10 protein-coding genes are annotated in these 12066 nt (G+C 59.9%); 6 read left to right on the forward strand and 4 right to left on the reverse strand.

Annotated features, from left to right (window positions below):
* Positions 1–189: 189 nt before the first annotated feature.
* On the forward strand, positions 190–5244 hold the full coding sequence (locus tag M5B42_RS02545; protein WP_248744937.1) for a DUF6543 domain-containing protein: 5055 nt from the start codon (positions 190–192) through the stop codon (positions 5242–5244).
* 63 nt (positions 5245–5307) lie between these two features.
* Here M5B42_RS02545 and M5B42_RS02550 read toward each other — a convergent pair whose 3' ends face one another.
* Complete coding sequence (locus M5B42_RS02550; RefSeq protein WP_152737431.1) at positions 5308–5571, reverse strand: DUF4404 family protein; 264 nt, start codon at positions 5569–5571, stop codon at positions 5308–5310.
* 124 nt (positions 5572–5695) lie between these two features.
* Entirely contained in the window at positions 5696–6307 is a 612-nt protein-coding gene (locus tag M5B42_RS02555; RefSeq protein WP_248744938.1) for an HAD family phosphatase, read from the reverse strand.
* A 197-nt stretch (positions 6308–6504) separates the two neighbouring features.
* Between M5B42_RS02555 and M5B42_RS02560 the strand changes: the two genes are divergently transcribed.
* Positions 6505–7191 carry a VacJ family lipoprotein gene (locus tag M5B42_RS02560; RefSeq protein WP_152737433.1) on the forward strand — a complete coding sequence of 229 codons (687 nt, stop codon included), beginning with the start codon at positions 6505–6507 and terminating at the stop codon, positions 7189–7191.
* A gap of 63 nt (positions 7192–7254) precedes the next feature.
* On the opposite strand, the gene M5B42_RS02565 is transcribed toward M5B42_RS02560, so the two are convergent.
* The gene (locus M5B42_RS02565; RefSeq protein ID WP_103495768.1) at positions 7255–7551 is read right to left on the reverse strand and encodes a PilZ domain-containing protein; all 297 of its coding nucleotides are present in this window, start codon (positions 7549–7551) and stop codon (positions 7255–7257) included.
* A gap of 277 nt (positions 7552–7828) precedes the next feature.
* Here M5B42_RS02565 and rssB point away from each other — a divergent pair, with 277 nt between their 5' ends.
* Together rssB and rssC are read left to right on the forward strand one after the other, a co-directional pair.
* A complete protein-coding gene (gene rssB / locus M5B42_RS02570) occupies positions 7829–9010 on the forward strand; it encodes a two-component system response regulator RssB (RefSeq protein ID WP_248744939.1) in 1182 nt (393 codons plus the stop codon).
* Positions 9010–9492 carry an anti-sigma factor antagonist RssC gene (gene rssC / locus M5B42_RS02575; RefSeq protein ID WP_103495766.1) on the forward strand — a complete coding sequence of 161 codons (483 nt, stop codon included), beginning with the start codon at positions 9010–9012 and terminating at the stop codon, positions 9490–9492. The genes rssB and rssC overlap by 1 nt, the downstream gene beginning before the upstream one ends.
* 182 nt (positions 9493–9674) lie before the next feature.
* On the opposite strand, the gene dusA is transcribed toward rssC, so the two are convergent.
* Positions 9675–10676, reverse strand: a complete 1002-nt coding sequence (gene dusA / locus M5B42_RS02580; RefSeq protein ID WP_248744940.1) for a tRNA dihydrouridine(20/20a) synthase DusA — start codon at positions 10674–10676, stop codon at positions 9675–9677.
* A 355-nt stretch (positions 10677–11031) separates the two neighbouring features.
* Between dusA and M5B42_RS02585 the strand changes: the two genes are divergently transcribed.
* Entirely contained in the window at positions 11032–11541 is a 510-nt protein-coding gene (locus tag M5B42_RS02585) for an antitoxin Xre/MbcA/ParS toxin-binding domain-containing protein (protein ID WP_152737435.1), read from the forward strand.
* Complete coding sequence (locus tag M5B42_RS02590) at positions 11538–12026, forward strand: RES domain-containing protein (RefSeq protein ID WP_177102194.1); 489 nt, start codon at positions 11538–11540, stop codon at positions 12024–12026. The genes M5B42_RS02585 and M5B42_RS02590 overlap by 4 nt, the downstream gene beginning before the upstream one ends.
* Positions 12027–12066: the final 40 nt, after the last annotated feature.

Consider the following 12066-nt stretch of genomic DNA (forward strand, 5'->3'; position numbering starts at 1 on the left):
CAGTTTTATAAAGGGCTTTGTGATCAACCGAAAGCCGTTCACGGGTTGAGCTGTTGGAGGGCGTTAATATCTATGTCATGGGTGGGTAATGTAGATGGGACGGTAGAGGAAGTGATTGGTTATTTGAACTTTTTATCGTGCGGATGAAGATTAGTATAAAAAGATTGAAGTTATTTAAGGTTTTTGGAGATGGCTGTTTCCACGCTTGAAACATCGGATGTTGCAGTGGCTCTTGAGGGTGAGGAATATCATGCCCTGGTGAAAAGTCGACTGCCGGACTGGCTGAAGGCCGCACCCTTCGAAACCCGCAGTTCCTACGTGGGCAACATGCAGCGCAATCAGGCGAGCAAGGCCGACCTGAGCGCTTATCTGGAGGGCTTGCAGAGCCCGGAGGACTTTGCCGCACCGCTCTTGCAAGGTGCCCTGGACAAGGAATTCGGCACCGGCCTGGATGTGTACGAGGACCAGCTCAGGCATGTTCATATACTGTCGGCACAAACCCCCTCCACGTCTTATCAGCAACGACTGACGCAACAGACGTTGTTACAGGCGGCCTTGCAGAACTTCGAAGAAAGCGAAACGACTTACTTTGGCTTCGATCGAGGTTCGCAGATACTTCGCAAGGGGCAGGGGGTCTTGCTCAAGGCGTTTACGCCACGGGAGTTTGCGCGGTCATGCCGTGAGCTGGATCTGGGCGGGAAATATAAGGAACATATCGAGTCTTTTCTGTTGCGCAAGAGTGCTTCCGGGCAGCGCGATGATGAGTTTCGTCGATTGTTCGTGGCCCACGAGATCTCCGAACTGGCGCTCCAGGCCGATATTGCCGTGATGAAAGGGCATATCGACGACTCGGCCTACCGCATGCTCAAGCAGTGGGTGAGTGGGAACGCCAGCCCACTCTGGAGCCTGCATGCCGTGCAGTTTCATGAGATCAAGATGCTCGATGTGCGTATTCCCGAAAGCGGCTATCGAGGCGCCTTGCTCAAGGGCGCACTGCTGATCCGTTTCGACGTCTCGGCTGCCCGCGAGTCTTGTCCTTGTGTGGTGTACCTGTCCGGTGATGCCGAGCAGGCGCTCAAACAGTATTCAAGCCTGGCGGCCTTCGAGGATGACCTCAGGCGCAGGTTGCGTGATCAGCGCTATCAGCAGGCATTTCGGCGCTATCTCCATTTGCGCACGCAACCGGTGTTTTTCACTGCGCTGAACGAACGCCTGAATCCCTTGAGTGCCGAAACACGCCGGCGTATGCCCGATGAACAGGCGCGCCTGCAACTGCAACTCGCCCGGGTAACCGGAGATCCCTTCTTCGAGTTCTATGTGCAGCACACCGACAAGATGCTCGATGATGCCCGGATGCTGGCGGTGTCGACGGATGCGGAGGACAAGAAGAGCCGTAGCGCTCGCTGGCATGCCTTTCTGGATTGGGGCGTCAACCTGCTGTTTTTCGTGCCGGGCCTTGGCGAGGCGATGCTGGCGCTGGCCGGTGCCCAGATGCTCGTCCAGCTCTATGAGGGGGTCGAGGAGTGGGAACACGACGACAAGAAGCAGGCCGTGCTGGTGTTTCTCGGCGTGGTGCTGAACCTGGAGCTCGGGGCCTTCATGCAGGTCTTGGCGCGCGACGATGAAGCGGCGGCTTTTATTGACTCCCTCAAGCGGGTCAAGCTGCCGGATGGAGGAGAGCGGTTATGGAAAGCCGACCTGGCGCCCTATCGACATCAGCCGACCTTGCCCGCGGGACTCAAGCCCGACGAGTCAGGGCTGCATGTGCGCAATGGCAATACTTTCCTGGATCTGGACGGCGACTACTACAAGCTCAAGCCCAGCCGTGTCAGCCATGAGTTCCGCGCCGAGCATCCCGCCCGGGCGACCTATTCGCCCCTGTTCAGCCATAACGGCTCAGGTGCCTGGACCCATGAGTTGGAGGCACCGTTGCGCTGGGATGCATTCAAGCTGTTCAAACGCCTGGGGCCTGATCTGGCGGACTTCTCCCCGGAGCAGGCGACTCGAATCATGACCATCAGCGGCGTGGAGGCCGATCAGTTGCGTCCGGTCTACCTGGACCAGATAAGCCGGCCGGCGCTGCTGAGCGATACGGTGGAGCGCTTCAGGGTCGATGCCGATATCCAGCGGTTTATCGAGACCGGCACCACCAACGGCGGTGTTGTCGATTGGCGTATCCAGGAACAGTTGCTGGAGGCCTTGTGGCCGCCGACCAAGGTCTTGCGCTTCGTCAATGGCGAAGGGCGGGTGTTGAAGGAATACGGCCCGGTGGCTAACGCGGGGTTGCCGGTGGTGATCGTCAGCGAAGCCCAGATCCATGACGCCGAACTGTTGAACGTGGTGTTGCAGGGGCTTGATCATGACGACGTCAATCTATTGCTCGGGCGTCGGCCGGGTGAGGCGCGGTTGACCAGTACGGAACAACTGTCGGCGCTGAACCGGCGACTGGCCGTCGAGGCGCAGAACCAGCGCAGTGCGTTGTTCGAGGCCTATTACGAGTTTCGTACCCGTTCGCGAAATGCCTTTGTCGCCGTGTTCAAGCAAGATTTCCCCAGCTTGCCGACGGTGATTGCCGATGAGTTGGCCAGTGCGGCCAACAGCTATGAGGTCGCGTCGCTGGAGGCGGGGAGGGTGCCGCTGCGGTTGGCGGAGGAAAGCCGTTGGTATGCGCAACAGGTCCGTATCGCACGGGCCTATGAAGGGTTTTTCATCGAATCGTCGGTCAGTCTGGATGCTGATCGGTTGTTCCTGCACTCACTGGAAAACCTGCCGGGCTGGTCGAAAAAACTGCGCATCGAGCTGTATGAGCCTTCCGTACTGGCACCGGGCGGGCGCCGCCTGGTCGACAGCCTGGGGGCGACCTCATCCGAAGCACCGCTAGAGTTGCTGCGCAAGTCGGGGGGCTATGAGATCGAAGCGCAGGACTTGCCTGGCAACCTCCAGGTGACGCTATTGCAGGCTCTGCCGAATAACCAGCTCCGGGCACTTGGATTCTCGCGTACAACCCGCCCGGAGCTGTTCAAGCAGGCGGTGGTGAACCACCTGATGCTGTCCCGTCCGCGCATTCGCGCGTTGCTGAACATACAGGCGATCAAGCCCGGGTTCAGGTCGCCAATGCGTTTGAGCGATGGGCGATTCGGTTATACGCTGGGTGGGCAGCCGGGGGCGCAGGCGGTGTCGCCGAGTCATTTGTGGCTGCTGGTGGACAAGCTTTATCCCGGCAAGGATCTGGACACGGTTCGACAGTTCCTGTCGCTCGAAGGGCAGAATGACAAGGCGTTCCTGAAGGTCCTCAAGAAGCAGCAGGTCGAGTACCACAAGCTGAAACTGGCGCTCGAATACTGGCGCATCGACAGTGAGTATGAGCATGGCGGTAGCGGCACAGGCAGTTGGCTGGTCAGCCGGGCTTCCAAGTCACGGGTCGCGAGCCGGATAAAAAAGTGCTGGCGCCGGGAATCGCAGTTGCTGCTCGACGCCAGTGGCCAACCGTTGGGGTATGAGCTGGACCTGTCGAGTGAGCGCCTGCTGAAGTTGCCTGAACTGGAAGAAGGCCGCTTCGAGCATGTGGTCTCATTGAAGCTGACCTTGGTCGGACGTCGGGATCGGCGTGACTTCGATGCCTTTCTCAAGCGTTTTCCCAAGTTGCGTGAGTTGCAGATCACCGGGGGCAGGTTGACGCAGTTGCCTTCGAGCATGGGCGCGATGGGTGAGCTGCGCAGGTTGCAGCTCAACGACAACCGGATCGCCTGGACCTCGTTACTGGGGCAGCAATTGCGCAGTATGGCGCGCCTGAAGCGGCTGAACCTGAATGGCAACCCCCTGGGGCTGTTCAGTGCCAGGGGCATGCTCCAGTTGCAGGGGCTGCAGTTGCAGCGTACCGAATTGTCCGCCTGGCCGACCGGGGTACTGGAGCTGCTCGATCTGGCGGTGCTGGATTTGCAGGGCAACCAACTGACCTCCATCCCCTGGAGCTTTTTCAGCCTGAGCAGTCGCAGGATGCGAACGGTATTGCTCTACGGCAATCCGTTTGATAACACGACGCTCTATACGATTGCCCAGTTCATGGATCGACCCTCGATACGTTTCGCCTTGCCGGGGGACACCGACATCCCGGAGCAGGGGGTGCCGAAGCTGACGCCTTTCGTGGAAAGCTGGCTGGACAGCAGTTATTCGATTGAGGAGCAGGAGCGCAAAAGGGCGTTGTGGGAACTGGTCGCCCAGGAGCCTGGAAGCGAAACCTTCCTGGAGTCCATCGCCGCACTGCGCACCTCGGCGGACTATCGCGTCGAATACCGGGGCCAGTTGAGCCGACGTGTCTGGCGAATGATCGAGGCGGCGACTGCCAGCACCACCTTGCGTCAGATCCTGTTCGACTGGACGACCGACCTGGACACCTGTGCCGATGGCTTTACCGAGGTGTTCAGCCGGTTGGGCGGCGAGGTATTGCTCTACGAGGCGAATCAACTGGTGGGTGATGCCAGGGAAGCGGCGTACCTGGCGTTGGCCCGGGGACGCTCGCGGTTGGCGCGACTGAACGATATCTCCAAAGTCGAAACCTCCAGCCAGGAGATTGCCAGGGCCGCCCGCATCGACGACGCCAGGGCCCAGGCCATGGCCGCGGCGCGCGAGCGGCACCAGAGCGAGGCCGATATCGAGATGGCTGGGCGTGTGGCTGCCGAGGCCGCCGATGAACGCTGGCCCCATGTCGATGAGGTCGAAATCTATCTGGCCTACCGTGTCGATCTCGCGGTACGCCTGGCGCTCCCTTGGCAACCTTTGGCCATGCTGTATCGGGGTTCCAGCAATGTCACCCGGGATATGACCCAGGAAGCGGGTGATCGCATCCTGGCGGCCGAGAACATACCCGGCAAGCAGGTCGAGCTGCTGCTTGAGCAGCCGGTGTGGAAAGATTACCTGAAGACCCTGCCCGAGACGGAACGCCATGGGGTCGTTGCACAGGAGCAGTTGCAAACCCTGGAAGAACTGCGTGAGGCGCTGGAAGAGCTGGCACGCCAGCCACAAGCCTCGACGCGAGACATCACTCGTTGGACCGAGACGGTGCGGCAGGGGGCGAGTGCCTTGGGGATCGCCGAAGGGGACATTCCCATGGGCCGGGAAATGAGCGATACGGTGTATGAGCAGGCGCTCGAAAAGATCGATCGTGAGCGAAAGGCCGGAGAGGTGCGGATCACCCAGAGCGCGCTGGACCGTGCGCAGCAGGTGCCCGAGAGTTCAGACCTGTGAAGCCCGTCCCTTGAACACAGCCGCTGCTGCGTCGGAGGGGGACGGGCCGGTGCATGGCCCTGTTCAGATACCGATATTGCCCAGGGTTTGCACGATGTTGCGCAAGGTGCCGGCGATGGCGGGGTGTTTGATCTCGAAGCGCTCCACGGCGAGGTTGACGCCGTCCGCCAGGCTGGCGTCCTGGCTCAGGGTTTCCAGTTTGATTTGTGCTTCGATCTGCTGCATCAGCACGTGCAGGTGTTCACGCTCTTCCGGTGAGAGCGGTGGGTTCTGCTCCAGTTGCACGCGCAGGGTATTGAGTTGGTCTTGCAGTTCGCGGGCAGGCATTGTGGTACTTCCTCTTTGGATAATCTCTGGCACATAGACCGCCATGTGGCGATAAAGGTCTGTACCTGATGTCAGAGTAATCCACTCGCGCGCGGCCTGCATGACCTTGATCAAGATCGCCGCGTCAGGGCTTCTCGCCCTTGAGCCGGCGCAGGGCGATATCGTCCAGGCAGGTCGCCAGTTCCCCCAGGTGATCGATCACCGAGTGCACGCCCAGGCCGAACAGCTCGACGGTGGCCTTGCCGCGTTTGCGTTCCCGTTCCTTTTGCGGCAATGCCTGCCACTCCACGGGCGACAGGCCGCACAAGGGCCCGCAGGAGGCCAGGCCGATGGTCCAGAGCCCGGCATTCAGGCCCGATTGCAGCAGGCGCGGCTCACCGCTGACCAGCACACAGCCGTCCAGTTGACCCACGCCGAGGGTCATCAGCGCATGCCAGCAGGCGTTGGGCGCCGGCCATTGAACGCAATTGGCCGGGGGGCGGGAGGCTTTGACCCAGTGCGGCAGGGTTGCGGCAAGGGGGGCGCTGAGGCTGTGGGGCAATTCATCCAGCCAGGCGCAGGGTACGCCGCGTTGTTGAAGGCCTTGGAGTACTTCCAGGGCGCCCGGTGTCGCGTGGTTGTGCTCGCCCGGGTCCAGGTGAGGTCGGGCGCGGGCGCCGAAGTCCACCAGGCAACCGCTCAGGCCAAAGAGCAGGGCGGTGGGCGCGGGCAGCGGTACGGCGGCGGGTAATGGCATGGCAACGTCCCTGAAATGACTCCGCAGGTTAAGACACTGCCATGACAGTAGGATGACGGCGGCCTGCCCCCGTGTCATCTGTAAATCTTTGCAGGACTTGTCTCGAGCAGACTGCCTAATCGAAGTTATCCGCTTTATACTGGCCGCTTTTCGAGGGTGCGGTTGCCCAGCCCCGTGTTATCCAAGGAGTTCTTTTTATGCGCTGGATCAATCGTCTAGCTCAACTGTCCCTGTGTGCCGGCGTTGCGCTGGTGCCATTTGCCGCACAGGCGGCAGACGAAGATCCATGGGAGAGCGTCAACCGCCCCATCTTCAAGTTCAACGATGTGCTCGACACCTACGCACTGAAACCTTTGGCCCAGGGCTACCAGGCGGTGACGCCGCAGTTCGTGGTCGACGGCATCCACAACATGTACCGCAACATCGGCGATGTGCAGAACCTGGCCAACGACGTGCTGCAGCTCAAGCCGCACGCGGCGGGCGTCGATACTTCGCGGATCTTCTTCAACACCATCTTCGGTGTCGCGGGTTTCTTCGATGTCGGCACCAAAATGGGGCTGCAGCGTAACGACGAAGATTTCGGCCAGACCCTGGGGCACTGGGGCGTGGGCAGCGGTCCGTACGTGGTGATCCCGTTCTTCGGCCCGAGCACCCTGCGTGACGCGCCGTCCAAGTACGTCGACACCTACACCCAGCCCTGGCGCTACATGAACGACATTCCGGCGCGCAACATGGCGCTCGGCGCGGAAGTGATCGACACCCGCACCAGCCTGTTGTCCAGCGAGAAGCTGATCACCGGCGACAAGTACATCTTCATCCGCAACGCCTACCTGCAGAACCGCGAGTTCAAGGTCAAGGACGGCAAGGTTGTAGACGATTTCTAAGGGCTTGTCGGGTAAATGAAAAAGGCGACCTCACGAGGTCGCCTTTTTTGTGCCTGGCGGGCCTCAGTTCATCTTGAGGATATGCAACCCCAGCCGCTGGCCGCCGCCTTCGTCTTGGACCCAGACCACCTCCGTCTCGGCCTCCAGGCCCTTGAGCGCCGGATGGTCGGAATCAATACGCACCAGCAACGTGTCGCCGGCCTTGAAGGCCCGTGGCGCGGCGATCTGCATGCCGCTGCTCGACAGGTCCAGGCAGGTCGCGGAAATCTCCAGCCCGGCATGGATCAGCGTCACATCGGCGTCGACGCGCATACGGATGTAATCGCGCTTTTCACTATAGTCCTGATCGGTTCGGCTCATCACTTCTGTCCTTCGATTCCGTTGTGGTTTGCACTGTTCTTATAACTCCCGGTGATTTGAGGTGTAAAGACGTCAGGCGACCATCGGCATGAGCTTGAAACGCCCGGCGGATGGGAGTACCGTCTGCGCCTTAGAAGGGCACCTCTGATACCGATGCACCGGACGTGATCGTCCGACCCGATTCGGGGCAGAGAGGCTAGAAAGCGAATCCAGTAGTACGAGTCGGGCACGTTGCCTTGCTGTCTACGCCAACCTAATTCTGGCGCCGTTTGCCCACATGCAAAAAACCAGTGCCACGCTGCTGATAATTGATGACGACGAAGTAGTGCGTGCAAGCCTTGCGGCCTACTTGGAAGACAGCGGATTCAGCGTCCTGCAGGCCGGCAATGGCTTGCAGGGTCTTGAGGTATTCGAGCAGTCCAAGCCTGATCTGGTGATCTGCGACTTGCGCATGCCCCAGATGGGCGGCCTCGAGCTGATTCGTCAGGTGACCGACCTGTCGCCGCAGACGCCGGTTATCGTGGTGTCCGGCGCGGGCGTCATGAACGACGCTGTCGAAGCGTTGCGCCTGGGTGCCGCGGACTACCTCATCAAGCCCCTTGAGGACCTTGCCGTCCTGGAGCACTCCGTGCGCCGGGCGCTGGATCGTGCGCGGCTGCTGCTGGAGAACCAGCGCTACCGCGAGAAGCTGGAAACCGCCAACCGCGAGCTCGAAGCCAGCCTGCACCTGCTCCAGGAAGACCAGAACGCCGGTCGCCAGGTGCAGATGAACATGCTGCCGACCAGCCCGTGGAGCATCGACGACTTCCAGTTCGCGCACCAGATCATTCCGTCGTTGTACCTGTCGGGCGATTTTGTCGACTACTTCCGCGTCGATGAGCGCCGCGTGGCGTTCTACCTGGCGGACGTGTCCGGCCATGGTGCGTCATCGGCGTTCGTCACCGTGCTGCTGAAGTTCATGACCACGCGCCTGCTGTTCGAATCCAAGCGCAACGGCACCTTGCCGGAGTTCACCCCGTCGCAGGTGCTGGGCCATATCAACCGTGGCCTGATCAACTGCAAGCTGGGCAAGCACGTGACCATGGTCGGCGGCGTGATCGATGAAGAAACCGGATTGCTGACCTACAGCATTGGTGGGCATTTGCCGTTGCCGGTGCTCTACACCCCGGACAGCGTGCGTTACCTGGAAGGGCGTGGTTTGCCGGTGGGCTTGTTCAACGAAGCCACCTATGAAGATCACATCCTGGAACTGCCGCCGACGTTCAGCTTGACGCTAATGTCTGATGGCATTCTGGACCTTTTGAAGCAAGATACACTCAAAGAGAAAGAGGCTGCTTTACCTGAACTGGTAAAAACAGCCGGGGGCAGCCTGGATGGCTTGCGCCAGGTCTTTGGATTGGCCACGCTAGGGGAGATGCCGGATGATATCGCCCTGTTAGTGTTGAGCAGGAACATTTGATGAGTACCGGTAGAATCCAGTTCGCCGAGCAGGATGGCACCTTCGTTCTGAAGTTTGTCGGTGAAGTTCGCCTGACCCTCTGTTCAGCGTTGGATGCAACAATTGAAAGGATCTTCACGGCGCTGAACTTTTCGGCGATCGTGATCGACCTGACGGAAACCCGCAGCATCGACAGCACCACGCTGGGTTTGCTGGCCAAACTGTCGATCTTGTCGCGGCAGAAGGTGGGCTTGTTGCCGACCGTGGTCACCACCCACGAAGACATCACCCGGTTGTTGCAGTCCATGGGCTTTGACCAGGTCTTCAACATCGTCAACCATCCGATCCCGTGCACGGATTGCCTGACCGACCTGCCGTCGCAGGACCAGTCGGAAGAGGTGGTGCGGGTCAAGGTGCTGGAAGCGCACAAGATCCTGATGGGCCTGAACGACTCGAACCGCGAAGCCTTTCACGACCTGGTGAATGCGCTGGAGCGTTCCTGACCGATTGACGCCGAGCGCGTACAAAAAAGGGCGACACCCTCCCAGGTGCCGCCCTTTTTGCGCTTCTCTCGAACCTGGAGCCGGCTTGAACCGGCGATAAACGACAATACGGTCCTACGCGGTCCCCTGTGGGAGCGGAGCTTGCCCGCGAAGAACGATAACGCGGTCCCTAGCCGATCGCGTTACCGCCCCTCCAACAACTCCCCAGCCTGATCCAGCAAAGCCAGCGGATCCTTGGCCTTGTGAATATCCACCGACAGCAACTGCCGAAACCGCCGCGCCCCTGGAAACCCGGTACCCAGCCCCAGCACATGCCGGGTGATATGGTGCATCGCACCGCCATCGGCAATATGCGCCGCCACATAAGGCCGCAACTGCGCCAACGCTTCCGCCCGTGAAATCACCGGTGCTTCACTGCCAAACAACTGCTGATCCACCTCAGCCAGCAGATACGGGTTGTGATATGCCTCACGGCCCAGCATCACCCCATCAAACGTCTGCAAATGCTCGTGACACTGCTCCAGCGTCTTGATCCCGCCGTTAAGGATGATTTCCAGCCCTGGAAAGTCCCGCTTCAACTGAGCGGCCACGTCATACCGCAGCGGTGGAATATCCCGATTCTCCTTCGGCGACAGGCCTTCCAGAATCGCGATCCGCGCATGCACGGTGAAGCTGCGGCAACCGGCTTCCTGCACTTTACCCACGAAATCGCAGAGTTCGGCGTAGCTGTCACGGCCGTTGATGCCAATACGGTGTTTCACCGTGACCGGAATCGACACGGCATCGCGCATGGCTTTCACGCAATCGGCCACCAGCTCCGGATGCCCCATCAGACAGGCACCAATCATATTGTTCTGCACCCGGTCGCTGGGGCAGCCGACGTTGAGGTTCACTTCGTCGTAACCGGCGTCCTGGGCCATACGGGCGCAGGCGGCGAGATCAGCCGGCACACTGCCGCCCAATTGCAGGGCCAGTGGGTGCTCGGCTTCGTTGTGACGCAGGAACCGTTCATGGTCGCCATGAAGGATGGCGCCCGTGGTGATCATTTCGGTGTAGAGCAGGGTGTGCTTGGAGAGCAGGCGTAGGAAGAATCTGCAATGTCTATCAGTCCAGTCCATCATGGGGGCAACGCTAAAGCGTCGAGATGGCTCGGGGCGGGAAGGTGTAGCGTCGTTCAAAGGCATGGAAGGTCTGTCGCTGTAGGCGCAGCCGGCGCGGATGGGGCAGGGCGCGGGCTTGAGTGGCGTGAGGCTGAATGGGGCGCAGTTTATCAGGAAATGGGGTTGATCGCCGGGGTGGACAGGGGCAGCAGGCGTTTGAAATGTTTCGCTTCAAATGCTGGCTTGAGCGCTTCGAGTGCTCCACTACCCTTATTGCTGCTGCCCATTCTCCCTTCTGCTGTATTGCGCGAAAGCACTCTCCTTGGATGCCGCGCTGGAAGCAGATGAAGAACGCGCCGCTTAGGCGGATAAACTCAGCTGCTCGCATCGCGACATTTGGCGCTATGATTGTGCCAAATGTCGTAGGGAGGTCACCGCCATGTCCGCAGCGAAGCCAGCTAACAAGCCAACCGTTAAATCCACAGGAAAAACAGAGAGGGTGCCCGGGACAGCGAGCGTCACCAGAAAACCTACTGAGGTGCTATTACATGGCCGCAAAGGTGATGAGCGCATGCTGATTATCCGGTACACGCAGGAAGGCTTTGACCTGAGTGACGTCAGGGACATGCTTTCAACATCCGCTTTGTACATGGAGCACGACCTGGTTCAGCGCATTACAGGGAAGTCTGTCAGGACCGTCCAGCGTTTGGCGAAAGAGACCAAGCCGGTACGCCTGAACCAGCAGCAAAGTACGGTTGCGTTTCAGTATGCCCAGACCTTGGAGCACGCCACCAACGTGTTTGGCAGCCAGCAGTTGGCTGAGGATTGGCTGAAGAAACCCTGCAAGTACCTGGACGGTAATGTCCCGCTGGAACTGATCGAGAACTCGCTTGGCTTCCAGATGGTGGAGGATTACCTGACCCGGATTGAACACGGGGTCTACCAATGAATCCATTGCCCTGGGACGGGCGGTGGCACGCTTGGCGTCTCGACCGCGAGATCTACAAGGACACGTGGGACAGTGGCATTGGTGCGCAACGATCCGGTGGCCGATGGAACCCACCCGGCCGTCGGGTGATTTATGCGTCGTCCGACCCGTCCACGGCTATTCTGGAAGTTGCGGCCCACTTGGGGTTTGATGCACTGGATAGGGTGCCCCATGTGCTGACGTGCTTTGAGGTGCTGGATTCATCGCTTATCAAGGTTGTGCAGCCAGAAGATGTGCCGAACCCGAATTGGCTTGTCCCTTCGTTACCCTCGCCCAATCAGCGACAGTTTGCTGATGAGTTGTTGGCGCAGCATCCCTTCGTGCTGATCCCTTCGGCGGTGACTCGGCATTCCTGGAATTTGCTGGTGAGCTGCGATTTGGCGGCTGAGCAGTTCAGGCTTGTGTCGCAGGAGCAGTTTGGGCTGGATACTCGGTTGCTTAAGTAAGCAGTGTTTGGCAAGGGGGGGGAGGGGGATGCGTTATTTT

Origin of the sequence: Pseudomonas sp. MWU12-2037 (assembly GCF_023242345.1) — a bacterium.
Lineage (GTDB): Bacteria > Pseudomonadota > Gammaproteobacteria > Pseudomonadales > Pseudomonadaceae > Aquipseudomonas > Aquipseudomonas gingeri_D.

What these genes read in the sequence shown, in the direction of transcription:
- M5B42_RS02545 (WP_248744937.1), top strand. Translation starts at nt 190, where the DNA reads ATGGCTGTTTCCACGCTTGAAACATCGGATGTTGCAGTGGCTCTTGAG.
- M5B42_RS02550 (WP_152737431.1), bottom strand. Translation starts at nt 5,571, where the DNA reads ATGCCTGCCCGCGAACTGCAAGACCAACTCAATACCCTGCGCGTGCAA.
- M5B42_RS02555 (WP_248744938.1), bottom strand. Translation starts at nt 6,307, where the DNA reads ATGCCATTACCCGCCGCCGTACCGCTGCCCGCGCCCACCGCCCTGCTC.
- M5B42_RS02560 (WP_152737433.1), top strand. Translation starts at nt 6,505, where the DNA reads ATGCGCTGGATCAATCGTCTAGCTCAACTGTCCCTGTGTGCCGGCGTT.
- M5B42_RS02565 (WP_103495768.1), bottom strand. Translation starts at nt 7,551, where the DNA reads ATGAGCCGAACCGATCAGGACTATAGTGAAAAGCGCGATTACATCCGT.
- rssB (WP_248744939.1), top strand. Translation starts at nt 7,829, where the DNA reads ATGCAAAAAACCAGTGCCACGCTGCTGATAATTGATGACGACGAAGTA.
- rssC (WP_103495766.1), top strand. Translation starts at nt 9,010, where the DNA reads ATGAGTACCGGTAGAATCCAGTTCGCCGAGCAGGATGGCACCTTCGTT.
- dusA (WP_248744940.1), bottom strand. Translation starts at nt 10,676, where the DNA reads ATGCCTTTGAACGACGCTACACCTTCCCGCCCCGAGCCATCTCGACGC.
- M5B42_RS02585 (WP_152737435.1), top strand. Translation starts at nt 11,032, where the DNA reads ATGTCCGCAGCGAAGCCAGCTAACAAGCCAACCGTTAAATCCACAGGA.
- M5B42_RS02590 (WP_177102194.1), top strand. Translation starts at nt 11,538, where the DNA reads ATGAATCCATTGCCCTGGGACGGGCGGTGGCACGCTTGGCGTCTCGAC.